Here is a 24280-nt window from a genome sequence, read left to right on the forward strand (position 1 = left end):
TCTCGACGGGAAAGGGGAGCGCATGGACCTTGACCCGATTCCCGGTGACCTTTATCACATGCAGGACCTGCTCGGTGCCCGTGAGCAGGAGATCCTCGGCCGCGTGCGCGCGTTCCTGAAGGCCGAGATCGCCCCCATCGCCGACGACTGCTGGGCCCGGGCCGAGTTCCCCTTCGGCGTGATCGCCGGGTTCGGCGAGCTGGAGATCGCCGGGCTGGCCTACGACGAGTGCCCGGGAGAGACGCCGAGCAACCTGCTCACCGGATTCCTCGCGCTGGAGATGGCCCGCGCCGACCCCTCGATGTCGACGTTCTTCGGCGTGCACACCGGCCTGGCGATGGGCAGCGTGGCCCGCTGCGGGTCGGCGGAGCAGCGCGAGCGGTGGCTGCCCTCGATGGGCCGGATGGAGCGGATCGGCGCGTTCGCGCTCACCGAGCCCGCCGGCGGCTCGGACGTGGCGCTCGGCCTGCGCACCACCGCCCGCCGGGACGGCGACCACTGGGTGCTGAACGGCGCCAAGCGCTGGATCGGCAACGGCACGTTCGCCGACCTGATCGTGGTGTGGGCCCGGGACGAGGCCGACGACCGGGTCAAGGGGTTCGTGGTGGAGGCGGGCACGCCCGGCCTCAGCGCCACCCGGATCGAGCACAAGATCGCGCTGCGCACCGTCCAGAACGCCGACCTGGTCCTGGCGGACTGCCGCGTCCCGGAGGAGAACCGGCTCGCCCGCGCCGAAGGCTTCCGCGACACCGCGGCCATCCTGCGCCAGACCCGCGGCGGCGTCGCCTGGCAGGCCGTCGGGGTCATGCTGGCCGCCTACGAGATCGCCCGCGACTACGCGGTGGAGCGGGAGCAGTTCGGCCGCCCGATCGCCAGGTTCCAGCTCGTCCAGGACCTGCTGGTGAAGATGCTCGGCGACGCCACCGCCTCGCTCGGCATGGTGGTGCGCCTCGCGCAGCTCCAGGACGAGGGCCAGTACCGCGACGAGCACTCCGCGCTCGCCAAGGCGTACTGCACCACCCGGATGCGCGAGACGGTCGGCTGGGGCCGCGAGCTCATGGCGGGCAACGGGATCGTGCTGGACTACGGCATCGGCCGGTACGTCGCCGACGCCGAGGCCCTGTACTCCTACGAGGGCACCCGGGAGATCAACACCTTGATCGTCGGCCGCGCCGCGACCGGGATGGGGGCCTTCGTGTGATCCCCGGCGCCCGCGTCCGGCGTGCCCGCGCGCGGGCGCGCGCCGCGCCCGCGTCAAGAGGTACCCCGGAACGCCCCATGCGAAGGTCGATGCTAGGTTTCAGGCACAACGCCGGAACGAGGGTAAGAGGGAAGACGCATGTCGAGTGGCAGCCACGCGGGACGGCCGAAGTCGTGGGTCGCCGTGGTCGTGATCGCCGTCGGGTTCATCATCGGCGGCGTCGCGCTCTGCATCGGCCCGAGCTGGCCGATGTTCTGGGCGGGTGCGGGTGTCATCGTGCTCGGCGGCGTGGTCGCGTTCGCGGTGGACATCATGAGCGACGTCATCGTCGACGATCCGAGGCAGTGATGTTCAACCGGCCGCCCCTGGAGGAGCGCATCGCGCAGCGCCAGCGCGAGCGCGGCCCGCTCAAGCGCGGCACCACCTTCGAGCACGGCCCGGCCAAGGCGCTCTTCTTCTTCGGGTTCGGCGTGGTCGTGGTCACCCACCTGATCGCGCTCTCCATGTACTTCTTCGACTCCGGTCCCTGACCGTCATCAGATCAGACAGAGGTATGGCCGCGTGACGGACGACAACAAGAAGGCGGTCCTGGGCTTCTTCGAGGCGCTGAGCACCCGCCGGTTGAAGGACCTGCCCCAGTTCGTGGCGCACGATGTCGTCGACCACAACAAGATCATCCATGGTGAGGCCGACGAGCCGGGAGCCGCGTTCGACGGTCTGCGGCAGCAACTGGCCGCGTTCGACCCGCTCACCGTTCACGTGGACGAGCTGATCGGCGAGGGCGACCGGGTGGTCGCCCGGATCACCCAGCGCGGTGTGCACGGTGGCGCCCATCCGCGCATGCCGGAGCCGACCGGCCGGAGCTTCGAGAACGAGGCGATCTGGATCTTCACCCTCGCCGGGGGAAGGATCAGCGAGATGCGGGCGGTCAGTGACCGCCTCGGCCTCTTCCTCCAACTCGGCTGGCAGTGGCCGCAGGCGGACTGAGTGCCATCGGATCGCCCGGTCTCCCGACGGACCGTGCCCCCGGCGGTCCGAGACGTGGAGACCCCCGCCCGGACGCAGCCGGACAGTCCAGGAATGTACGTGTTCGGCTCTGGTCCCTGACCGGGCCCGGTAAACGCGGTTCTTGAAGATCTCCTGCCACGATGCCCGTCTTCGGGACTTCGGGCCCCATCGGCGGTGCCCTGACCAGCGGCTCGGTGCCGTCCCCGGGTCCGCGGCCGGACTCGGCCGGTGCGAACCGGTCCTCCGCCGCGTAACGTCGTCATCGCGTGGCCGCCTCCGTCCCCGACCCGAGGTGGTGGGATGGCCCTCAGATTCGGCATCGAAGAAGAGTACTTCGTCATCGATCCCGGCTCCCGCGAGGTCGTCCCCCGCGCCACCGACGTGGTGCGGCGCGCGGCGGAGACGCTCGGGGAGCGCGCCTCGACCGAGCTTGTCACCTTCCTCGCCGAGGCCAAGACCCCGCCCTGCGACGACCTCGACAAGCTCCGCGAGCAGATCCGCGCGATGCGGGCGGCGATGGCGTCCGCGGCGGCGGCCGAGGGGGTGCGGCTCGCCGCGACCGGCACGCCGGTGCTGGGCGACCTGGTCCCGGCGCCGATCTGCGCCGGCCCGCGTTACGCCGAGAGCCTGGCGACCTACCGGGCGCTGGACGACGAGCAGTGCATCTGCTCCTGCCACGTGCACGTCGAGATGCCCGACCGCGCCCGCGCCGTCCAGGTGAGCAACCATCTGCGGCCCTGGCTGCCGACCCTGCTCGCCCTCGCGGCCAACTCGCCCTACTGGGCGGGCCGCGACACCGGGCACGCCTGCTGGCGGGTGATGACGTGGGCGCGCTGGCCGGTCGCCGGCCCCCCGCCCTACTTCGAGTCGCTCGGCCACTACGAGGAGCTGGTGGGGACCCTGCTCGGCTGCGGGGCCCTGATGGACACCGGCACGATCTTCTGGGACGTGCGGCCGTCCGCGCGGCTGCCCACCATCGAGGTCCGGCTGGCCGACGTGGCGCTGACCACCGACGAGGCGGCGCTGTTCGCCTCGCTCATCAGGGCGCTGGTGCAGGTGTCCCTCACCGCCGTCGAGGCGGGCGAGACGGCGCCCAACCCGTCCCCGGAGCTGCTGCGGGCCGCCTACTGGCTCGCCGCCCGCAACGGACTGTCCGGTGACGGGATCGACACCTCCACCGGACGGCCGGTGCCGTTCCCCGCGCTCACCGCCGAACTGCTGGCGCACGTGCTGCCCGCGCTCCGCGACAGCGGCGACCTCGACCGCACCGCCGGGGGCGTGCGCGACCTGCTGGCGGGAGGGACGGGCGCCGACCGGCAGCGCGCCGTCTACCGCAGGCGGGGACGGCTGACCGACGTGGTCGACTCGGCCGTGCTCGCCGGGCTGCCCGCCCGCGGCTGATCCGGCACGTTGGCGGACACGTTGGCGGGCGCAGTGGCCGGCGCAGTGGCCGGCGGCCTCGGCAGGGCCGGGGACCGGGTCCGCCGCCGCCCGCCGGTCAGCCGGACGGCCGCGACGACCAGGGCGCAGCCCGCGATCTGCCACGGCGTCGGCCGCTCGCCGAGGAGGACGACGCCGAACAGGACGGCCAGGATCGGCTGGAGCAGCAGCAGCGTCCCGCCGGTCTCGGCCCGCACCCGGGAGAGCCCGGCGCCGATGAGCAGCCACCCGCAGACCTGGCCGCTCATCGCCAGCGCCGCCAGCCAGCCGAACGGCGCCCACCCGGGGGTGAGGTCCACGCCGTTCCACGGCACCCCGATGACTACCGAGACGGCGCCCGCCGTGAGGGTGGACATGAACACCGGGGAGAAGCGGCGGCCCCCGTCCCGCCCGGCCAAGCGCGTCAGGAACAGGTACCCGGCGTACATCACGCCCGCGCCCGCCCCGTACAGCAGGCCGCGGGCGGGGTCGGTCCCCCCGGCGCCGGCGCCGGCGAGGCCGCCGGCGAGCGCGACGCCGCCGAGCATGATCGGGACGGCGAGCACGAACCGCCTCGACGGACGCTCCCCGAACGCGGCCAGCGCCAGCAGCGGCAGGACGATCACCTGAACGTTCACCAGCACCGTCGCGATGCCCGCGCCCACGAGCGTGATGGACGCGCCCCACAGCACCAGGTCCGCGCCGAGCAGCAGGCCGGCGAGCAGGTCGGCCCCGTGCCGGCGGCCCCGCTCGGACCGCCGCCGCTCCCACAGGAACAACGGCAGGAGCACCGGCAGCGCCAGCGCGCAGCGGAAGAGCGCCGCGGTTCCGGCGGAGACGCCGGAGAGGCTGACGAAGATCGCCGAAACCGAGAGGCACGCCGCCCCGGCGACCAGGAGAATGCGAGGGTCGATCCGTTCCATGCGGTCCAGGCTGCCGGATCCCATTCATTAGAACAAGCGAATGTTCGTCAGTAGAACCAGGTAGCATCGCTACCGTGACCATGAATCTCGACCGGCTCCGGGCCCTGCACGCGGTCTCCGTGCACGGCTCGGTCGCAGGCGCGGCCGACGCCCTGCACGTGACCCCGTCCGGGGTGTCGCAGCAGCTCGCCAAGCTCGAACGCGAGACCGGGCACCGGCTGCTGGAGCCGCAGGGCCGCGGGGTGCGCCTCACCCGGGCCGGGCACGTGCTGGCCGAGCACGCCGCCCGCGTCCTCGAGCAGCTCTCGGCCGCCCGCGCCGACCTGGACGGGCTGCGGGAGGAGATCGTCGGCCCGGTCCGGCTCGGGGCGTTCATGACCGCCGCGCGGGCCGTGCTGCCGCCCGCGCTCACCGTGCTGCGCGACCGGTACCCGGGCCTGACCCCCACGCTGGACGGCGAGGCCGAATGCGTCCTGCCCGCCCTCGTCCGCGGCGATCTCGACGTCGCGGTGGTGGAGAGCTGGGACACCCTGCCCACGCCGATCCCCGGCGCGGTGTCGCACACGCTGCTGTTCTCCGATGTGATCGACCTGGCGCTGCCGGCCGGGCACCCCCTCGCCCGGCGCCGCGCGGCCGACCTCGGCGAGCTCGGCGGCACGGCCTGGGCGAGCTGGAGCGCGGGCACCCGGTGCGAGGAGCAGCTCGTCCAGACGCTGCGGGAGCACCACGTCGAGCCGGTCTTCGCGTGCCGCGTCGCCGACTACTCCACCCAGCTGGCGTTCGTCGCCGCCGGGCTGGCCGCCGCACTGCTCCCCCGGCTGGGCCGCGATCCGGTCCCGGCGGGGGTCCGCATCCTCGGCACCCGGCCGGTGGTGCGGCGCAAGGTGTACGCCGCGTGGCGCGCCGGCGCCGCGAGCCCGGCCGTCGGCGCCTGCGTCGAGGCGCTCAAGTCGGTCGCCGAGCGGATGACGGGCGAGGCGCACGCGGGCTGACCGCGGCGAAACGGGGAACACCCAACCTTGACGCTCCCTTCAAGATGGCGAGGGGCCCCGCCGGGAATCACGTCTAAGCCCGTCTCCGTCGACCGATGTGGGGAACGATGCGGTTTCCGATCCGCGCTCACCAGCTTCCGTCAAGGCTCATCGTGGGCGCCTTCATGCTGAACTCGGGGCTCTCGAAGCTCAAGGCGGGCGACGAGACCGCGGCCGGGGTCCACGGCATGGCCTCGGGCGCCTACCCGTTCATGCAGGACCAGGAGCCCGTGGCGTTCACCCGGCGGGTCGGCCGGGCGGAGGTCGCGCTCGGCGCGGCGCTGCTCATCCCGGCCGTGCCCTCGCTGGTGGCGGGCGCCGCGCTCACCGCCTTCGCCGGCGGCCTGACCGGGCTCTACCTGCGGCTCCCGGGCATGCGCGAGGAGGGCGGCCTGCGCCCCACCCCGCAGGGCATCCCGCTGGCCAAGGACTTCTGGCTGGTGGGCATCGGCGCCGGCCTGGTCATGGAGGAACTCGGCCGGCTCCGCCACTGCCATCACCACCGGGGCTGCCACCACCGCTAGACCGGGCCCGGCCCGCGAAGGACCGGGATTCCGAGGCCGTCGTCCTTCTCATTCCTCGGGATCGCCGCGGCCGGGCTGAGCCCTCGGCCGGAATCGAACCGGCGGCCTTCCCTTTACGAGAGGGATGCTCTGGCCGTCTGAGCTACGAAGGCGATAACCCTTGAAAGGGCCTTGCTGAGGAACCAGGATTCGAACCTGGATCGCCGCGGCCAGAACGCGGTGTGCTGCCGTTGCACCATTCCCCATCGGCTTGCGCTCCCTGAGTGAACCGCGAATCCGGACGGCGGGCAAAGGGTTTTCCGGCGGTGTTCAGCACCCGGCGCGCTTCCGGCGGCGGTGGGCCGCGACGCGCTCGCGGGACGCGCAGGCGGAGGAGCAGAACCGGCGCGCCGTCCCGGGGCCGGTGCCCAGGTAGAGCCGGGCGCAGCCGGTGGCCGCGCACTCGCCCCACGCCGGACGGCCCGTCTCGCTGATGATCTGCGCGAGCGCGAGGGCGCTGGAGGCGAGGAGCCAGTCGGCCCAGCCCGCGTCGTCGCCCCGGTCGACGTGCAGGTGCCAGCCGTGCCCGTCGTGGCGGGACAGCCGCGGGCGGGCCCCGGACTCGGCGAGGAGCGCGTTGAGGGCCATGGCGGCCCGGTCCGGGTCGGTCTCGGTGAGGACGCCGGTGAGGCGGACGAGCGCGGCGCGCAGGCTTCCGGCGTCCGCCTCGGTGAACGCCTCCCCGGCCACGTCGGCCAGGGTCTCCCCGTGCCGCAGGAGCAGCGCGGCCAGCGCGTCGCGGCCGAGGCCCGGGTCGGCGCGGACGGCGTTGGCCAGCTCGATCAGCCGGACGGCCGGGCGGAACCCCTGTCCGATCATCGCCGCCCTCCCCTCCCGTGGTCGCCCGCACTACTGTAACGTCTTTTTCTCCTAAGACGTTACAGTAAGGAGGGCGCGTGCGCCCCGCCACCGGCCTGCGGCTGTACCTCGCCACCTCGTTCCCGGCCCGGCTGGCGGAGGAGGGCATGGCGGTCGCAGTGGTCCTGCTCGCCGTCGAGCGCACCGGGGACGCCGCGCAGGGCGCGTTCACGCTCACCGCGTGGATGGCACCGCACGTGCTCGCCGCGCCCCTGACCGGCGGCCTCGCCGCCCGGGTGCGCAGGCCCCGCCTGTTCTACCTGTGCGCGCTCGGCGGGTTCGCCCTGGCGATCGCGGCGGTCGGGCTGCTCATGGGCCGGGCGCCCGCGGGCGTGACGCTCGCCGTCGCGCTGGCGGGCGGCACCTGCGGGCCGATCGTCTCGGGCGGGCTGTCCAGTCTGGTGCCCGTGCTGGCGCCCGGGGCGAAGGACCGCGACCGGGCGTACGCGCTGGACGCGGCGGGCTACAACGCCGCCTCGGTCGCCGGGCCCGCCGTCGTGAGCGTCGCGGCCGGCCTTCTGACGCCCGGTGCGGCCACCGGGCTGCTCGCGGGGGCCGCCGGGTGCGCGGCGCTGCTGAGCACCGCCCTGCCGCTGCGGCACACGCCCGTCCAGGACGGTGCCCGGCAGCCGCTGCGCGCCGACCTGCTGGCCGGGCTCGCCGCCGTATGGCGCGTCCGCGAGCTCCGGGCGATCACCGCCGCCACCTGTCTCGGGCACCTCGGCGTGGGCGCCCTGACCAGCACCGCGGTCCTCCTCGCGGCGGACCGCGGGCACCTCGGCGGCGGCGGCGTCCTGATGACGGCCTTCGCCGTCGGGGCGCTCGTCGGCGCCCTCGCGGTCGCCCGCCTGCCGCCGCTGCCCGCGCAGCGGATGGCCGGTCTCAGCCTGCTCGGCACCGGGGCGGCGCTCGGCGCGGCGGCGCTGGTGCCCTGGTTCGGCGCGGGCGTCGCCCTGTTCGCGGTGGCCGGGCTGGCCGACGGGCCGCTGCTCGCCGCCACCCTGCAGATCAGGGCGGGCCACGCGCCGGAGGGCGCGCGGACGCAGGTCTTCACCCTGGGCGCCGGGCTGAAGATCACCGCGGCGGCCTCCGGCGCGGCGCTGGCCGGGGCGGGCGCCGGGCTCGACCCCGCGCTCCTGCTGCTGGCCGTCGCCGCCGTGCAGCTCGCCGCGGCGGCGCTCTACGCCGCCGCCCGCGCGGAGCGCCGGACCGTCCGGGCGGCGCCGGGCCCTGCGGTACCGGCGCCGCCGGACCCCGCCCGGAAGGCGTCATGAGCCCGCACCGCCGTACCGCCGGCCCACCCGGAGGCCCGCCCGGCGGCGGCGCGACCGGCGGTCACAGGAAGTCGGCGACCTTGGCGGCGAACTCCTCCGGGGTGGCGACGTCGATGCCGAGCTTGTCGGCCTTGGCCTTCTTGGAGCCGGCCTTCTCGCCGGCCACCAGCAGCGCGGTGCGGGCCGACACCGAGGAGGACGCCTTGCCGCCCGCGCGCTCGATGAGCTCGTTGACCTGGTTGCGGGACAGGTCGGCGAGCGGGCCCGTCATGGTCCCGGTGACCACGATCGACAGGCCCGCAAGCGGGAGGGCCGCCGCGTCGCCGTCCGTGGTGCCGCCCGTGGTGCCGCCCGTGGCGCCGGGCTCCGCGGCCGTGCCGCCGCCCGCCGGTGGTGCGGCGGGGCCGGTCGCGCCCGGCTCGGTCATGCCGACCCCGGCGGCGACCAGCTTGTCGATCAGCGGGGCCAGCTCGGCGATCTCGGCGACCAGCACGGCGGCGCGCTCGGGGCCGACCCCGTCGACTTGCTGGAACGCCTCGTCGTCCGCGGCGCGGATGGCCTCCATCGTGGCGAAGTGCCGGGCGATGCGCCGCGACATCGACCGCCCGGTGCCGCGCACGCCGAGCGCGCAGAAGACCTTGTTGAGCGGCTTGGCCTTGGCCGCCTCGATCGCGGCCAGCAGGTTGTCGGTGCTGGTCTCCCCCATCCGCTCCAGGCCCAGCAGCCCCTCGCGGGTCAGCGCGAACAGGTCGGCGAAGTCGGCGATCAGCCCGGCCACCACCATCTGGTCGATGCGGTTCTCGCCGAGCCCCTCGATGTCGAGCTGGTCGCGGCCGACGGCGTAGCGGACCGAGGCGATGGCGTGGCACGAGCGGCCCCGGACGCACCGCCACCGCTGCTGGGACGCGTCGATCGCGTCGCCGCAGCGCGGGCACACCTCGGGGATCGGGATCGGCGTCTCCGAGCCCGTCCGCAGGTGCGCCACCGGCGCCTCGACCCGCGGGATCACGTCGCCGGCCTTATAGACCGTGACGTGGTCGCCGATCCGCAGGTCGCGGCGGCCGATGTCTGCGGCGTTGTGCAGCGTCGCGTAGGTGATCACCGAGCCGTCCACCTCGACCGGCTCGAGCACCGCGCGCGGCGCGATGATCCCGGTGCGGCCGACGTTCCACTCCACCCCGACCAGCCGAGTGATCTTCTCGACCGCGGGCAGCTTGTAGGCGATCGCCCACCGGGGCGACCGCGAGGAGAACCCGGCCTCGGCCTGGTCGGCGGCGGCGTCGGCCTTGATCACGATGCCGTCGATGCCGAACTCCAGCTCGGCGCGGAGCGCGGCGATCTCCTCCACCCGCGCCTGGATCCCGGCGAGGTCGGCACGGGTGACCGCCGCGACCGGCGTGCCCGCGCTGGTGCTCGCGCCGAGCCCGGCGACCAGCTCCATGACCCGGCTGTGCGGCAGCTCCCGCAGCCGTCCCGCCAGCTCCGCGCCCGTACCCGTGCCCGCCTCGGCACCCGTGCCCGTGCCCATCTCGGCACCCGTGCCGCCGTCCGCGCCCGTGCCGGTGTCGTCCGGAAGGGGGAGGGCGCCGTAGGCGAAGAAGGTCATTTCGACCTGGTAGGCGCGGTCGCGGGCCCGCAGCGACCCGGCCGCCGCGCTGCGCGGGTTGGCGAACGCCGCGCCGCCCGCCCCGGTGCGCGCGGCGTTGGCCGCCTCGAACTGCTCGCGGGTCATCAGCACCTCGCCGCGCAGCTCGACGGTCACCGGCTCGGCGAGCCGCGCGGGCAGCCCGGCGATCATGCCCATCCCGTGCGAGACGTCCTCGCCCGCGACGCCGTCGCCCCGGGTCACCAGCTGGACCAGCGCGCCGTCGCGGTAGCGGGCCGAGATCGCCAGACCGTCCAGCTTGGGCTCCACGCTCCAGGCCCCCACCGGACGGCCGAGGCGGCGCTCCAGCCCGGCCGCCCACCCCGCCAGCCCCTCGGCGGAGAAGACGTTGTCGAGGCTCAGCATCGGGACGGTGTGCGGCACGTCGCCCACCACCGCGCCCCCGGCGACCTTGCCGGTCGGGCTGCCCGGCAGGACGTCGCCGGGGTGGGCCTGCTCGTAGGCGGCGATGCCCCGCACCAGCCGGTCGAACGCGTCGTCGTCGATCGGCGAGTCGCCCTCGCCGTAGTAGGCGGCGGACGCCGCGACGGCGGCCTCCACGGCGGCGGCGTACGCGGCCTGATCGCCGATCTCAGTGAGGGCAGGGGCTTCGCTCATGCCCTCATCCTGCACCGTCCCTCGGACATTTCCGGGGGGCCGGTCCGGCGCCGGAGCTTGACGTTGTCTCGGGGAGTTGGATATCACCAAGGGGTTACTTCCCAGTAGTTCCCTTGGGATGCAGGCCAGGGAGGCGACCTTGAGCGAACGGTCAGGATTCGGCGTCACGGAGGTTCCGGGCGTTCCGTGGGGGACGCTGCCGGCCGCCGTGGTCGACCCCCTGATCCCCCACATCGACACCGTCGCCCGCGAGATGATCGAGTGGATCCAGCAGCGCATCCCGGAGTACGCGCGCCCGATCGACAGCAACTACGGGCGCAAGATGTGGCGGGCCGTGAGCCGCGCCGTGTCCGACTTCCTGGTGCTGCTCACCAGCCCAGACGCGTCATGGGGCCCGGTGCGCGAGATCTACGCCGAGATCGGCGCGTACGAGGCGCGCAAGGGCCGCAGCCTCCAGAGCCTCCAGACGGCGACGCGGCTGTGCGGTCAGGTCGCCGCCCGCCGCTTCACCAAGGACGCGACCCGGCTGAACTGGTCGCACGAGACGCTGGGCCGGCTCACCGAGTCGCTGTTCGCCTACCTGGAGGCGATCTCCGAGGCCGCCGCCGAGGGCTACGCGCGTGCGGGCGACCGGCCCGAGATCCAGCGCGAGCAGCTGCGCGCCCGGCTGCACGCCATGCTGACCGGCGACGGGCTCGTCGACCGGGTGGAGCTCACCCGGCTGGCGCGGTCGGCCGGGTGGGACACGCCGAGCACGATCGCCGTGGTGGCCGTGCGGAGCCAGGGCGACGTCCCGCCGCCGCTGCTGCCCCCGACCGTGCTGGCCGACTGGCGCGGCCAGGCCCCGTCGCTCGTCGTCCCCGATCCGGACGGCCCCGGGCAGCGGCACCTGCTCGCCGGGCTCGGCGCCGTCCCGGCCGCGATCGGGCCGACCGTCGACCTGTCGCGCGGGCCCGTGTCGCTGCGCTGGGCCCGGCAGGCGCTGGAGCTGGCCGAGGCGGGGCGGATCCGCGCGACCGGCGTGGTGCGCTGCCTGGACCACCTGCCGACGCTGATCGCCTCGGCCGGTCTCGACCTGATCGAGTCGGCGCTGCCGCAGCGCCTGGCGCCCCTGATGGACCTCACGCCGAGCCAGCGGGAGCGGCTCGTCCCGACGCTGCTCGCCTACCTCCAGAACGGGCGCAACGCGGCGGCGGCGGCGCAGCACCTGAACGTCCACAAGCAGACCGTGCGCTACCGGCTGGCCGGTCTGGAAGAGCTGTTCACCCAGGATCTGAACGACCCCGACCGGCATCTGGAGATCCTGCTCCTGCTGCACAGCTGGCAGCACCTGGTCGAGCGCTCGGACGGCTGAGCGGGCCGCCGCGCCATCTCTACTACTGGTGTAATAGTATCTCTCGACGCACACCCCCCTGGGCGGTCACCGGCGGTGAGTCCCGATCACCGTGCACGCCTGCGACGAGGACTGGGACATGACTGATCGAGGTGCCGGGCCCGGCCCGCACACCGGCCCCCCGGAAGGCCGGGACGCCCCGGCGACCGAGCCCCGCGGCGGCATCCGGCGCACGCTCGACCTCGGCGACTGGCGGGCCCTGATGTGGTGGCCCGCGGACGCGGGCGGCGGGCCGGCGGAGATCACCATCGAGGCCAACCCCGGCGGCGACCCCGGCCGGATCAGCCGCGGCATCAACAGCACCGTGCTGCGGTCCGTCCCGCTCGCCCAGGCGACCGAGGAGGTGCGCCGGCTCCAGCGCTCGGCACAGGAGTCGGAGGAGGGCTTCTCCGACTCCAGGAAGGCCGTGGAGGAGCTGACCGCGTTCATCCGGGATGTACTGGGCAGCGACCCCCGGCCAGGCCGCAGAGGCCGTTCTGACCGGTTCTTCGCGACCGTCGCGGCCGTCCACTCCTGGTACGTCGACCTCCAGTACCCCAACCCGGTCCAGCAGATCGCGACCGCGTGCGGGTCGGGCTGGACCGCCACGGCGAACTGGGTCCGGACGGCGCGCGAGAAGGGGTTCCTCACCGAGGCCGACCGGGAGCATCCGCACGGCACCCTGACGGACGAGGCCAGGTCCCTCCTCGCGTCAGCGGGTGACCCGGGCCGCTGACCGGCCCCGGCCCCGGCACCCGCGGGCCCGCCGCGGTCAGTCCTCGGCGAGGACGATCACCCGGTCGTCGGCGGTGAGGCTGAGCGGGACGGCCTTGCCCGGGTTCAGCACCACCCCGTAGTCGGGCGGCTCGTGGAACCGGTCGCGCAGGCGGTAGCCGAGCGCGGTCTCGCCGCGCCGCGCCGCCGCCGCGATGACGGTGGCGAAGTTGGCCGTGGCGCCCGGACGCAGGTAGGCGGCGGCCGGCTTGAGGTAGATCTCCGAGCCCTCGGGGTCGAGCAGGTCGGCGAACACGTCGTACAGGTGCCGGTTCTCGCTGAGCTGGGTCAGCATCAGGCTGATCAGCTTGTCGCTGACCACGAAGTCGTCGGCCTTGGTGACCTGCGCGACCTCGCGGTTGGCGTCGTCGTTGATCTCGCTGACGATGGAGTAGGGGTCGCCGAGGCTCTCCTCCATGTCGCGCAGGTGCAGCAGCGTGACCAGGGTGCGGGCGTCGGCGTGCTGGGGGTCGTGCCCGGCCTGGCCGAGCACGATGACGTGCTGGTAGGAGCCGACGTCCAGGGCCTCGAGCCGGGTCCGGTCGGTGGGGTCGCACCGGGTGAAGTCGAGCTTGAGGTTGGCCAGCCCGCCGAGCGCCTCGCACGGGTCGGCGCACTGCGCGGCGACGGTCAGCGCCGAGCCGGGCTCGACGAACTCGTCCAGCAGCCGGACGATCTTCGGGGCCCGCTGGTTCCAGCCGAGCAGCAGGGTGCGGCCGGGCTCGGGCCGGGTCGGCTTCGCGCCGGTGATCGCCTCCTCCACGATCGGCGCGCGCCGGGACCCGGCCAGCTTGATGATCAGATCGTCCTCGGCCAGCAGGATCATCTCGTCGTCGGCGCGGATCACCGTGTCGCCGGGCGGGTTGACCGCGACCGTGCCGTCGGCGCGGCGCAGCCCGACCGGGATGCCGAGCTCGTAGGCGCTCAGCGACTCCCCGTAGGTGCGCCCGGTCAGCGCCGGCTCGGGGCGCATGTAGAACTCGTGGCCCTCGTAGTTGAGCAGGTCGGTGCAGACGGTGGACAGCCCGGCCTGGCGGTGCGACTGCACGATGAGCTGGATCGCGATGTCGTCGGCGTCGATCACGTGCGCGGCGGGGCCGCCGGCCAGCCGCGCGGCGCGCAGGTTGGCCGAGTCGTGCACGGCCGCGACCACGTGCGGACGGCGGCCCTCCCAGCGGCGGGCGCCGAGGGACAGCAGCACCTTGATCACGTGGTTGTCGGCGTCCTCGACCGGCGGTGAGAGCACCATCACCGAGCGGGCCGTGCCGGGGCTGACCAGCTCGAGGTCGGCGACCTTGAGCGGGTTGCCGCGACGGCACACCACCCGGGTGCGGCCGGTGTCGCCGACCCGGGACCTGATCACCTCCTCCATGTCGACCTTGTCGTGGTCGGCCAGGATCGCGACGCAGGAGCGGCGCTCGCTCTGGTTGGCCTCCACCAGCTCGGCGATGACGGTGAACACCTGGTCGGACCAGCCGAGCACCACGGTGTGGTCGCGCTCGACGATCCGCGAGCGGCCCTTGCGCAGCTCGGCGATCTTCCCCTCGAGCCCGGTGGTGAGCACGCCGATCAGGGCGCTGACGATGAAGATCCCGCCGATCGTCGAGGTGAGCATCAGGCCGAGGAACGGCGCGGTGCCCTCGTCGCCGCCCATCGTCCCGGGGTCCAGGGTGCGCAGCAGGCTCCGCCAGACCACGCCGGGCCAGTGCCCGTTCTCGTCGGCGTCGTGCGGCGTGATCACCACCGCGAGCGTGGCCACCACCAGGATCAGCGCACCGGACGCGAGCGCCAGCCAGCCGATCAGCGCGGGCGTGCCCTTCGCCATGGTGTTGTCGAACCAGTAGCGGAGCCGTTCGCGTCTGCTGACCCGCGCCAAGCGGACCTCCCCCGGGTCGATCGGAATCGAATTATTACATGAGTAGTAATTCTTCCGGACGGGCTTCACCGAGATCGGCCGAGGCCGAGACGCACCGCCTCCTGCCGGAGGTGCTCGGACGGTGCGCGTCCGCGGGAGGGCTGAAGGTCTCGACGGAGAATTCGACCTCGCCGAGAGTCCTCGTCGACGTCTCCGGCTCGGTGATCGGCCTGGCGCTGCCCGGGGACGGCGCGTCGGCGGCGGCCAAGGGCGCCGCGGAGTCACTCACGCTGATCCTGGCCCGCGAGATGCGCGGCCGGGGCGTCAGTGTGAACACGGTCGCGCCCGGCCCGACCGCCACCCCGCCGTTCAGGACGGCGGGCGCTCCAACTGGGCGATGATCGGCGCGAGCAGCTCGTTCAGCTCCCCGACCAGGACGACCAGGGCCCGGTGCGCGGTCTCCTCCAGGGTGCCGTCGAGGCCGTCCGGGGCGGCCGGGAGCCGGCCGAGCGGCACCGGGGCGTCCATCTCCAGGGACGCCCGCAGGTGCGGAGCCTTGGCGAGGTCCTGCTCGGCCGGCTCGACGAACTGGCCGAAGACCTCGGGCCAGCCCTGCCAGCCCCGGTCGCGCCACCAGGTCCGGGACACGGTGAGCGGGGCCGGCGGCGGCGAGACCAGCCGCACCCGCGCGGTCAGCGAGCCGTCCCAGGTGTTGCGCACGCACGTCGCGGACAGGACCCGGCGGTGCCAGCGCACGTACCCGGGCGAGGTGAGCGGCGGCGTCGCCACCCGCCACGCGGCGCAGGCGAACTCGACCGGCGCGATGTCGCCCCACGCCGCACCGAACTCGCCGACGTTGTCGCGCAGCCGCTCGGCGTAGCGGCCCGCGCCGCCGCGGGCGCGCTCCCGGTCGTACCGGTCGTCGGTCCAGAACGCGCGCTGCCCGTTCACCGTGCGGACCTCCCTCTGAGGCGGGCCGCCACCGGGTCAGGCAGAGGTGATCCCCGCCGCGGGCGGCGGGCTGTCGGGGACGCTGTCGGGCTTGGGAACACCCTTGAAGGTGAACTTGGCGTTCTCGCCCTCACCCTCGACACCCACGATCACGATCTGCCCGGACCGGACCTCGTTGTACAAGATCTTCTCCGACAGCGAGTCCTCGATCTCCCGCTGGATCGTCCGCCGCAGAGGCCGCGCACCCAGCACCGGGTCATACCCCCGCTCGGCCAGCAGATCCTTGGCCTCCTGCCGCAACTCCAGACCCATGTCCCGATCCTTCAGCCGCTCATCCACCTTCGCGACCATCAGATCCACAATCTGAATGATCTCCTTCGGCGTCAACTGATGGAACACCACCGTGTCATCCACCCGGTTCAAGAACTCAGGCCGGAAGTGCTGCTTCAGCTCCTCCCCCACCTTCGCCTTCATCCGGTCATACGACCCCTGCTCATCATTCGACCGGGCAAACCCCATCCCCTGCCCCTTGGAGATATCACGCGTCCCCAAGTTCGTCGTCATGATGATCACCGTGTTCTTGAAGTCCACCACACGACCCTGAGCATCGGTCAACCGACCATCCTCAAGAATCTGAAGCAAACTATTGAAAATATCCTGATGAGCCTTCTCGATCTCATCGAACAACACCACCGAGAACGGCTTCCGCCGCACCTTCTCAGTAAGCTGCCCACCCTCCTCATACCCCACATAACCCGGAGGAGACCCAAACAACCGCGACACCGTGTGCTTCTCCATGAACTCCGACATGTCCAACTGGATCAGCGCGTCCTCATCACCGAACAAGAACTCCGCCAACGTCTTCGACAACTCCGTCTTCCCCACACCAGACGGACCCGCGAAAATGAACGACCCACCCGGACGCTTCGGATCCTTCAACCCCGCACGCGTCCGCCGAATCGACTGCGACAACGCACGAATCGCGTCTTCCTGCCCGATCACCCGCCTATGAAGCTCATCCTCCATACGCAGCAACCGCGACGACTCCTCCTCCGTCAACTTGAACACCGGGATCCCCGTCGCCGTCGCCAGAACCTCAGCGATCAACTCCTCGGTCACCTCGGCCACCACATCCATGTCGCCGGCCTTCCACTCCTTCTCCCGCTGCGCCTTCGACCCCAGCAACTGCTTCTCACTGTCCCGCAGCGCAGCCGCCTTCTCGAAGTCCTGCGCATCGATCGCCGACTCCTTCTCCCGCCGCACATCCGCGATCTTCTCGTCATACTCCCGCAGATCCGGCGGCGCCGTCATCCGCCGGATCCGCATCCGCGAACCCGCCTCATCAATCAAATCGATCGCCTTGTCCGGCAAGAACCGATCCGAGATGTACCGATCCGCCAACTGCGCCGCCGCCACCAACGCCGCATCAGTGATCGACACCCGATGATGCGCCTCGTACCGGTCCCGCAACCCCTTCAAAATCTCGATCGTGTGCGACAACGACGGCTCCGCCACCTGAATCGGCTGGAACCGCCGCTCCAACGCCGCATCCTTCTCCAGATGCTTCCGATACTCATCCAGCGTCGTCGCACCGATCGTCTGCAACTCACCCCGAGCCAGCATCGGCTTCAAAATCGACGCCGCATCGATCGCACCCTCAGCCGCACCCGCCCCCACCAACGTATGCAACTCATCGATGAACAAAATAATGTCACCGCGCGTACGGATCTCCTTCAAAACCTTCTTCAACCGCTCCTCGAAATCACCCCGATACCGCGACCCCGCCACCAACGCACCCAGATCCAACGTGTACAACTGCTTGTCCTTCAACGTCTCAGGCACCTCACCCTTGACGATCTTCTGCGCCAGACCCTCCACCACCGCCGTCTTACCCACACCAGGCTCACCCACCAGCACCGGATTGTTCTTCGTCCGGCGCGACAGGACCTGCATCACCCGCTCGATCTCCTTGTCCCGCCCGATCACCGGATCCAACTTGCCCTCACGAGCAGCCTGCGTCAGATTCCGACCGAACTGATCCAGCACCAACGACGTCGACGGAGCAGCCTCCGACGGCCCACCCGCCGCCGCCGGCTCCTTCCCCTGATACCCATGCAGCAACTGAATCACCTGCTGCCGCACCCGGTTCAGATCCGCACCCAACTTCACCAGCACCTGAGCCGCGACACCCTCACCCTCACGAATCAACCCCAACAGGATGTGCTCAGTCCCGATGTAGTTGTGACCCAGCTGCAACGCCTCACGCAGCGACAGCTCCAGAACCTTCTTCGCACGCGGAGTGAACGGAATATGACCCGACGGAGCCTGCTGCCCCTGACCGATGATCTCCTCGACCTGCTGCCGCACCGCCTCGAGACTGATCCCCAGGCTCTCCAACGCCTTGGCGGCCACACCCTCACCCTCATGGATCAAACCCAAAAGGATGTGCTCAGTCCCGATGTAGTTGTGGTTCAACATCCTGGCCTCTTCCTGAGCCAGAACCACAACCCGCCGCGCACGGTCGGTGAACCTCTCGAACATCTCGTCGCCCCTTCGCAGCAGCCTGGGCCTACGTTCGGAGTATTCACTCTACTGACAAAACGGGGACCGGCCTACTCGCCCGCGGGCGAGCGGCACCTGCCGCACGGCGGCGGGGGCCGCGCTCGGCGCGGTCGCGAGGAAGAGCGTCGTGGCGTGCGCGACCGCGTCGGCGAGGGAGGCTCCCCTTGTCGTAGTCCCCGCAGACCACCTCGGTGCCGGACGGCGCGTCCGCCCGGGCCGGGTCGCGCCTCTAGGAAGTTTCGGCACACTCGGGCGGCTGATCAACGGCCCGGGTGTCCTAGCGTGAGGGCATGCGGGCGTTCAGCGAGGCCCCGGACGGGCCGGACGGGCCTTCGGGGCCGGTGGCGGCGGCGCGGCGGGGCACCGGCCCCGGCGTGGCCACGGTCGAGGTCCACGGCCGCCGGACGCTGACCCGGCCATCGGCGACGACCCCGGAGGGATCGTCCGGCGGATGGAGTCGGCCCTCCGGGCGCGGCTGTCGGTCCTGCCCTCCGCTGCCCTGGCGCGGAACGGGCTGCTGCTGGCCGCGGCCGAGGGCCTGTCCACCGGTGCGCGGCCAGAGGGGGTGCGGGCCGTCGCCGAGCGGGTCGGCGCCAGCGAACGCCATCTGCGCAACCTGTTCACCGGTGACGTCGGCCTCTCCCCCAAGCAGTTCGCGCGCATCGACCGGGTGCTGGACGTCCTCGCGCGCGTCGCGGGCCGGTGAAGGACACGGTACGGCCGAAGATCCTCAAGGAGAACGCAGCCAGGCTGCGCGGTTAGTGCCCTGCGCCTCCCCGCACCTCCCGTCCTGTGTTCCCCCACCGTCCCCTCCCCCCAAGGGATCCTCATGCGCAACGAAGGGCTCGGGTCATGGCCGATCCGCCGCGCCCGCAAGACCCCGACCGCCACCGCCCTCGTCCACGAGGGGCGGACGCTCAGCTACGCCTGCCTGCACGAGCGGTGCACCCGCCTCGCGCACGCGCTGCGCGGCCTGGGCGTCCGGCCCGGCGACCGGATCGCCTACCTCGGTCCGAACCATCCCTCCTTCCTGGAGACGCTGTTCGCCACCGGGATGCTCGGCGGCGTCTTCGTGCCGCTCAACACCCGGCTGACCGGCGAGGAGATCGCCTTCCAGCTCGCCGACTCGGGCGCCTCGGTGCTGGTGCACTCCGCCGCGCACGCCGGGCTGGTGGACGGGATCCGCCACCGGGCCCAGGTCCGCGCGCATCTCGCGCTGGGCGGGCCCGGCCCGGGGGCGCGCGGGTACGAGGAGCTGATCGAGACCGCGGCCGGCGCCGCGCCGGTCGACACGCCGGTCGGCCTCGACGACCCCTGCATGATCATGTACACGTCCGGGACCACCGGGCGGCCCAAGGGGGCGACGCTCACCCACGGCAACATCACCTGGAACGCGGTCAACGTGCTGGTCGACCACGACCTGGCCGCGGGCGAGGTCGCGCTGGTATCGGCCCCGCTGTTCCACTCCGCCGGGCTCAACATGCTCACGCTGCCGGTGCTGCTCAAGGGCGGCGCCTGCGTGCTGGTCCCCGGCTTCGATCCCGACGCCACCCTGGACCTGATCGAGCGGCACCGGGTCACGTTCATGTTCGGGGTGCCGACGATGTTCCAGCGGATGGTCCGCGCGGCGCGCTGGGCGGACGCCGACGTGTCGTCCCTGCGGCTGCTCACCTGCGGCGGCGCCCCCGTCCCGCCCTCGCTCATCGCCTCCTACCAGGACCGGGGCCTGACCTTCCTCCAGGGCTACGGGATGACCGAGGCCGCGCCCGGCGCGCTGTTCCTGGACGCCGCGCACGCGGTGTCCAAGGCCGGCTCGGCGGGCGTGCCGCACTTCTTCAGCGACGTCCGGGTGGTCGGTCCCGACCTGGCCGAGGTGCCGCCCGGCGAGACGGGCGAGGTCGTGGTCAGCGGCCCGCACGTGATGTCGGGCTACTGGGGCCTGCCGGAGGAGACCGCCGCGGCGTTCAGCGGCGGCTGGTTCCGCAGCGGCGATGCGGCGCGGATCGACGCCGACGGCTACGCCTTCATCGTGGACCGGCTCAAGGACGTGATCATCTCCGGCGGCGAGAACGTCTACCCCGCCGAGGTCGAGAACGCGCTGCTGGCCGACCCCGACGTGCTGGAATGCGCGGTCATCGGCGTCCCCGACCCCACCTGGGGCGAGGTGGGCCGCGCGGTGGTGGTGGCGCGGCCCGGCTCCGGGCTGACCGCCGACCGCGTGCTGGAGCCGCTGACCGGGCGGATCGCCAAGTACAAGGTGCCGAGGTCGGCGGTCCTCGTCGACGAGATCCCGCGCAACGCCACGGGCAAGATCCTCAAGGGCCCGCTGCGGGACGCGTACGGCGCCCCCTGACCTCGTACCCGGGGCCGGGCCGGGCTGCGCCGGGCGGCGGATAGGGTGATCGCCCGGCAGAAGATCGAAAGGGCGGCGTGGTCGGCGGGATGAGGCTGAATCAGCGGGTCGCCGGCGAGGGCGACCGCTGGGGCACCCTCGCCCCCGAGCGCCGGGTCCTGGCGGTCGTGCGGACGGTGACGTCGGCGAGCCGCCTGCTCGACGTCCTGCCGGTCTTCGACGGCGACACCAGGGTGCAGGTGTTCTTCACCGTCAACGAGGGGTCGGCGTTCGGCGCCGAGGTCCCCGCGTTCCTGCACGGGCTGCGCGTCCGCCTGCTGCCGTGGCGGGAGGCCGTCCGGACCCGGTTCGACCTGGCCCTGTCCGCCTCCGCCAACGGCGGGCTGCACCGGCTGAAGGCGCCCGTGGTGGTGATGCCGCACGGCGTGGGGCACAACCGGCTGGTGGAGGCGGCCACCGGCCGTCCCGACGTGGCCTCGGGGCTCGCGGGCGGGCAGCTGCTGCACCGGGGCCGGGTGGTGCCCGCGGCGATCGTGCTGTCCCACGGGGAGCAGCTCGAACGGCTCCGCCGCACCTGCCCCCCGGCCGCCGAGGTCGCGCTCGTCGCCGGCGACCCGAGCTTCGACCGCATGGTGGACAGCCTGCCGATGCGCGACCGCTACCGCGAGGCGCTCGGCGTCCGCGACGGGCGGCGGCTGCTCGTCCTGACGTCCACCTGGGGCCCGGACTCGCTGTTCGGACGGCGCCCGCACCTGCTGGCGCGCTGGGTGGCGGAGCTGCCCGTCGACCGGTACCGGGCGGCGCTGATCCTGCACCCGAACGTGTGGGCGCGGCACGGCCCGTTCCAGATCGAGGGCTGGCTCGCCGAGGCGCTGAGCGCCGGGCTGATGCTGATCCCGCCCGAGGAGGGGTGGCGGGCCGCGCTGGTCGCCGCAGACCGGGTCGTCGGCGACCACGGCTCGGTCACCTACTACGCGGCGGCGCTCGGACGGCCCACGCTGCTCGCCGCGTTCGGCGAGGCCGAGCTCGACCCCGACTCGCCGCTGGCCGCGTTCGGCCGCGCGCAGCCCCGCCTGGACCCGGCGCGCGGGCTGCTCGAGCAGCTCGAGGACCTCACCGCGCCCGCGGCGGTGCCCGACGCCCTCGCGATGCGCGGGCTCGCGGCCTCGAACCTGCGCACCGCGCTGTACGGGCTCATGGGACTGGAGCAGCCGCCGGTGCCGCCCCGGTCGCGGCCGGTGCCCGCGCCGGTCCCGCGCGGACGCGGCGTGCCCGCCCTCCTCGTCGAGGGGACGGCGCGGCCGGACCTGGTGGAGATGGAGCGGTACCCCGCCGTCCTGGACGACGGCGACCGCCTCGCCGACCCGCACCTGGTGGTCGACGAGCGGGAGGCCGACCGGCGGCTGCTGGAGAGCGCCGCGATCTTCGTGCGGCGGGCATGCTCGAGCGAGGCCGGGACCGGGGGCGGAACCGAGGCCGGGGCGTGGGCCGAGGCCGACGAGTGGGCCGGGAGCGTGTTCGCGCGGTATCCGGGGTCCGAGCTCGCCGCCGCCGCGCTCCCGGCCGGACGGTGCCTGATCGCGCTGCGCGGCGGGCGCCGGGTCCACGCGCGCGGGGCGGACGTGGGGCTGTGCGCGTCAGCGCTCTACCTCCGCCACCTGGCGGGCCTCCCCCTCGACGGCGCGATGACGGTCAAAGCGGGGGCCAGTGAGGTCCGCATCCATGCCACCCCCCCCCCGCTCGTTTTAGCGCCTATGCGCCGGTCTCGGGGAGAACGCCGCGCAGCGACCGGGCGCGCCGCCGGTACCTCCCGGCCTCCTCCGGGTCGGGCTGGAGGTCGGCGAGCAGCTCCAGCGCGGTCGCCTCTCGCCGGGGCTCGTCCCGGACGGCCAGGATCGCCAGGGCCCGGCCGAGGGCGTCGACGGCCTCCGCCGGACGGTCGAGACGCGGCAGGACCGCGCCGAGCCGGATCCCGACCTTGGCCTGGCTGAGCTCGTCGCCGATCTCCACCATGCCCGCCATCGCGCGGGCCAGCTCGCCCGCCGCGGCGGCGTACCGGCCGGCCTCGCCCAGCGCGGTGCCCAGATGGTAGGTCTGCATCGCCACCCCGCGCCGGTTCCCCGCCGCGGCGTTGATCTCCCGTGACCGCCGGAACGCCGCGATCGCCGCGTCGTGGTCGCCGCGCCTCAGCCGGACCAGCCCGGCGGACTCGATCACCGCGGACTCGACCCGGTGGTGCCCGCACTCCGCCGCGGCCTCCAGCGCCACCGGCACCGCTTCGGCGGCGGCGTCGAGCTCCCCCGCCCTGAGCAGGGCGCGGACCACCTGGTTGTGCATCCGCGCCTCGGCCGGGCGGTTCCCGCAGCGCCGGGCCGCCGCCACCCCGAGCCGCGCGACCTCCAGCTCGTCGGCGAGGTGGGCGCGGTTGTCGTACAGGGCCCACAGCGCCTCGCCGAACTGCCAGACGAGCGCGTCCCACCCCTCGTCGGCCGCCAGCCGCACGGCGGCGAGGAGGTTGGCGCGCTCGCGCTCCAGCCACCCGGCGGCGTCAGCGGGCCGCTCGAAGACCGGCCCCTCGCCCGCGGGCGGGCCCGCGCCCTCCTCCGAACCTGCGCCCTCGCCCGGGTCGTCGGCGAGGCGGAGGCGCCGGCCGAGCGCGGCGCGGTCGGCGGCCTTGGCCCGCGCCAGGTACCACTCTACGATCGGGCGCCCGGTCTCGCCCGCCTCGCGGGCGCGCGCACGCGCGTGCAGGCGGACCAGGTCGTGGAACCGGTACCGGTCCGCACCGACCTCCTCCAGGAGGCTGGCCTCCAGCAGGACCTCGACCGTCCCGGCGGACGCGTCCGGGCCGCGTCCGGTGATCGCGCCGACGGCGTCCGGCGAGAACTCCGGGCCGGGATGCGCCCCGAGCCCCCGGTAGAGCGCGGCGGCCTCGGCGGGCAGCCCCGCGTACGCGGCGTCGAACACGGCCTCCACGATCGGCACTCCCTCGGCGGTGAGGCGTTCCAGCCTGCGCTCCTCGTCGGCGAGGGCGGCCGACAGCCGCCCGATGCCCTGCCCGCTCCGTCCGACCAGCCGGGCCGCGCACACCCGGAGCGCGATGGGCAGCCCGCCGCACAGGCGCGCCACCTCGCCGGCCGCCTCGGGCTCCTCGTCCACCCGGGAGTCGGCGAGCATCTCCCTGATCAGCCGGACGCCCTGCGGGCCGTCGAGCGGGTCCAGCCGGACCGGGACGGCGCCCGCGACCAGCAGGCCGGTCAGCCGGCGGCGGCTGATCACGACCACCGCGGCGCCGGCCGAGCCGGGGATCAGCGGGGTCACCTGCGCGGCGTGCTCGACGTTGTCCAGGACGACCAGCAGCCGCCGGCCGGCGGCCATCGTCCGGTACAGCGAGGCCCGCTGCTCCAGGCCCGCCGGGATCGCGTCCTCCTTGGCGCCGAGCGCCCGCAGGAAGTCGCCGAGGACGTCCCCGACGTCGACGCCGCCGCGATGCCGCAGCGCCGCGAGGTCGGCGTAGAGCTGGCCGCCGTCGAACCGGGGGCCGGCCGCGCGGGCCCAGTGCAGGCCGAGGCCGGTCTTGCCGACCCCGCCGAGGCCGCTCAGCACCACCACGGCGGGCTGGTCGCCGCGCCGGGTCAGCAGCCGCTCCAGCGCCTCCAGCTCGGCGCGGCGGTTGACGAACACGGCCGGCCCGGCCGGAAGCTGCCTCGGCACCAGGACCGGCGGAGCCGGGACCGGGGGGAGCCCGAGCGTGCCGATCGACCCCGCCTGGACCACCAGCGCGGCCCCCTGCACGCCGTCCATCGTGTTCGTCACGCGTCCATCGGATTCGGTCATGTCCCCAACCCCACGCCTCGTTTGCCCCCGCCAGTA

20 protein-coding genes and 2 tRNA genes are annotated in these 24280 nt (G+C 73.4%); 13 read left to right on the forward strand and 9 right to left on the reverse strand.

Annotation, left to right across the window (positions count from 1 at the left end; all coding sequences use genetic code 11):
* Positions 1-22 precede the first annotated feature (22 nt).
* From OHA34_RS05700 to OHA34_RS05720, 5 genes are all read left to right on the forward strand, one after another.
* Positions 23-1201 carry an acyl-CoA dehydrogenase family protein gene (locus OHA34_RS05700; RefSeq protein ID WP_285942845.1) on the forward strand — a complete coding sequence of 393 codons (1179 nt, stop codon included), beginning with the start codon at positions 23-25 and terminating at the stop codon, positions 1199-1201.
* A 138-nt stretch (positions 1202-1339) separates the two neighbouring features.
* Positions 1340-1549, forward strand: a complete 210-nt coding sequence (locus OHA34_RS05705; RefSeq protein ID WP_285942844.1) for an HGxxPAAW family protein — start codon at positions 1340-1342, stop codon at positions 1547-1549.
* A complete protein-coding gene (locus OHA34_RS05710; protein ID WP_285943820.1) occupies positions 1549-1731 on the forward strand; it encodes a hypothetical protein in 183 nt (60 codons plus the stop codon). Before OHA34_RS05705 ends, OHA34_RS05710 begins: the two co-directional genes overlap by 1 nt.
* 31 nt (positions 1732-1762) lie before the next feature.
* Positions 1763-2188: an ester cyclase gene (locus tag OHA34_RS05715; protein ID WP_285942843.1), complete on the forward strand. Its 426-nt coding sequence runs from the start codon at positions 1763-1765 to the stop codon at positions 2186-2188.
* A 321-nt stretch (positions 2189-2509) separates the two neighbouring features.
* On the forward strand, positions 2510-3610 hold the full coding sequence (locus OHA34_RS05720; RefSeq protein ID WP_285942842.1) for a carboxylate-amine ligase: 1101 nt from the start codon (positions 2510-2512) through the stop codon (positions 3608-3610).
* Here OHA34_RS05720 and OHA34_RS05725 read toward each other — a convergent pair.
* The gene (locus tag OHA34_RS05725) at positions 3538-4551 is read right to left on the reverse strand and encodes a DMT family transporter (protein ID WP_285942841.1); all 1014 of its coding nucleotides are present in this window, start codon (positions 4549-4551) and stop codon (positions 3538-3540) included. The two genes, OHA34_RS05720 and OHA34_RS05725, sit on opposite strands and share 73 nt — an antisense overlap.
* A gap of 80 nt (positions 4552-4631) precedes the next feature.
* On the opposite strand from OHA34_RS05725, the gene OHA34_RS05730 reads away from it, so the two are divergent.
* Positions 4632-5543, forward strand: coding sequence for a LysR family transcriptional regulator (locus tag OHA34_RS05730; RefSeq protein WP_285943819.1), 912 nt, complete (start codon positions 4632-4634; stop codon positions 5541-5543).
* A gap of 107 nt (positions 5544-5650) precedes the next feature.
* Entirely contained in the window at positions 5651-6106 is a 456-nt protein-coding gene (locus OHA34_RS05735) for a hypothetical protein (RefSeq protein ID WP_285942840.1), read from the forward strand.
* A gap of 78 nt (positions 6107-6184) precedes the next feature.
* Here OHA34_RS05735 and OHA34_RS05740 read toward each other — a convergent pair.
* The 3 genes from OHA34_RS05740 to OHA34_RS05750 form a co-directional block, all read right to left on the reverse strand.
* Positions 6185-6258, reverse strand: a tRNA-Thr gene (locus OHA34_RS05740).
* Between the two features lie 22 nt (positions 6259-6280).
* Positions 6281-6351, reverse strand: a tRNA-Gln gene (locus tag OHA34_RS05745).
* Between the two features lie 64 nt (positions 6352-6415).
* A complete protein-coding gene (locus tag OHA34_RS05750) occupies positions 6416-6964 on the reverse strand; it encodes a CGNR zinc finger domain-containing protein (RefSeq protein WP_329520914.1) in 549 nt (182 codons plus the stop codon).
* Between the two features lie 77 nt (positions 6965-7041).
* Between OHA34_RS05750 and OHA34_RS05755 the strand changes: the two genes are divergently transcribed.
* On the forward strand, positions 7042-8277 hold the full coding sequence (locus OHA34_RS05755; protein ID WP_285942838.1) for an MFS transporter: 1236 nt from the start codon (positions 7042-7044) through the stop codon (positions 8275-8277).
* A 61-nt stretch (positions 8278-8338) separates the two neighbouring features.
* Here OHA34_RS05755 and ligA read toward each other — a convergent pair whose 3' ends face one another.
* Positions 8339-10540 carry an NAD-dependent DNA ligase LigA gene (gene ligA, locus OHA34_RS05760; RefSeq protein WP_329520915.1) on the reverse strand — a complete coding sequence of 734 codons (2202 nt, stop codon included), beginning with the start codon at positions 10538-10540 and terminating at the stop codon, positions 8339-8341.
* A 139-nt stretch (positions 10541-10679) separates the two neighbouring features.
* Here ligA and OHA34_RS05765 point away from each other — a divergent pair, with 139 nt between their 5' ends.
* Together OHA34_RS05765 and OHA34_RS05770 are read left to right on the forward strand one after the other, a co-directional pair.
* A complete protein-coding gene (locus OHA34_RS05765) occupies positions 10680-11894 on the forward strand; it encodes a PucR family transcriptional regulator (RefSeq protein ID WP_329520916.1) in 1215 nt (404 codons plus the stop codon).
* A gap of 118 nt (positions 11895-12012) precedes the next feature.
* Complete coding sequence (locus OHA34_RS05770) at positions 12013-12648, forward strand: hypothetical protein (protein ID WP_285942835.1); 636 nt, start codon at positions 12013-12015, stop codon at positions 12646-12648.
* A 36-nt stretch (positions 12649-12684) separates the two neighbouring features.
* On the opposite strand, the gene OHA34_RS05775 is transcribed toward OHA34_RS05770, so the two are convergent.
* Positions 12685-14562: a CASTOR/POLLUX-related putative ion channel gene (locus tag OHA34_RS05775; RefSeq protein ID WP_285942834.1), complete on the reverse strand. Its 1878-nt coding sequence runs from the start codon at positions 14560-14562 to the stop codon at positions 12685-12687.
* A 38-nt stretch (positions 14563-14600) separates the two neighbouring features.
* On the opposite strand from OHA34_RS05775, the gene OHA34_RS05780 reads away from it, so the two are divergent.
* Complete coding sequence (locus OHA34_RS05780) at positions 14601-14942, forward strand: SDR family oxidoreductase (protein WP_329520917.1); 342 nt, start codon at positions 14601-14603, stop codon at positions 14940-14942.
* Here OHA34_RS05780 and OHA34_RS05785 read toward each other — a convergent pair.
* Together OHA34_RS05785 and OHA34_RS05790 are read right to left on the reverse strand one after the other, a co-directional pair.
* Positions 14911-15492 carry a hypothetical protein gene (locus tag OHA34_RS05785; RefSeq protein ID WP_285942833.1) on the reverse strand — a complete coding sequence of 194 codons (582 nt, stop codon included), beginning with the start codon at positions 15490-15492 and terminating at the stop codon, positions 14911-14913. The two genes, OHA34_RS05780 and OHA34_RS05785, sit on opposite strands and share 32 nt — an antisense overlap.
* 36 nt (positions 15493-15528) lie before the next feature.
* Positions 15529-18033 carry an ATP-dependent Clp protease ATP-binding subunit gene (locus tag OHA34_RS05790; RefSeq protein WP_329520918.1) on the reverse strand — a complete coding sequence of 835 codons (2505 nt, stop codon included), beginning with the start codon at positions 18031-18033 and terminating at the stop codon, positions 15529-15531.
* A 472-nt stretch (positions 18034-18505) separates the two neighbouring features.
* On the opposite strand from OHA34_RS05790, the gene OHA34_RS05795 reads away from it, so the two are divergent.
* Both OHA34_RS05795 and OHA34_RS05800 read left to right on the forward strand, forming a co-directional pair.
* On the forward strand, positions 18506-18760 hold the full coding sequence (locus tag OHA34_RS05795) for a hypothetical protein (RefSeq protein ID WP_329520919.1): 255 nt from the start codon (positions 18506-18508) through the stop codon (positions 18758-18760).
* Between the two features lie 123 nt (positions 18761-18883).
* On the forward strand, positions 18884-20407 hold the full coding sequence (locus OHA34_RS05800; RefSeq protein ID WP_329520920.1) for an acyl-CoA synthetase: 1524 nt from the start codon (positions 18884-18886) through the stop codon (positions 20405-20407).
* Positions 20408-22159: 1752 nt separating this feature from the next.
* On the opposite strand, the gene OHA34_RS05805 is transcribed toward OHA34_RS05800, so the two are convergent.
* Positions 22160-24223 carry an ATP-binding protein gene (locus OHA34_RS05805; protein ID WP_329520921.1) on the reverse strand — a complete coding sequence of 688 codons (2064 nt, stop codon included), beginning with the start codon at positions 24221-24223 and terminating at the stop codon, positions 22160-22162.
* Positions 24224-24280: the final 57 nt, after the last annotated feature.

It is taken from the genome of Spirillospora sp. NBC_01491, assembly GCF_036227065.1.
GTDB lineage: Bacteria > Actinomycetota > Actinomycetes > Streptosporangiales > Streptosporangiaceae > Spirillospora > Spirillospora xylanilytica.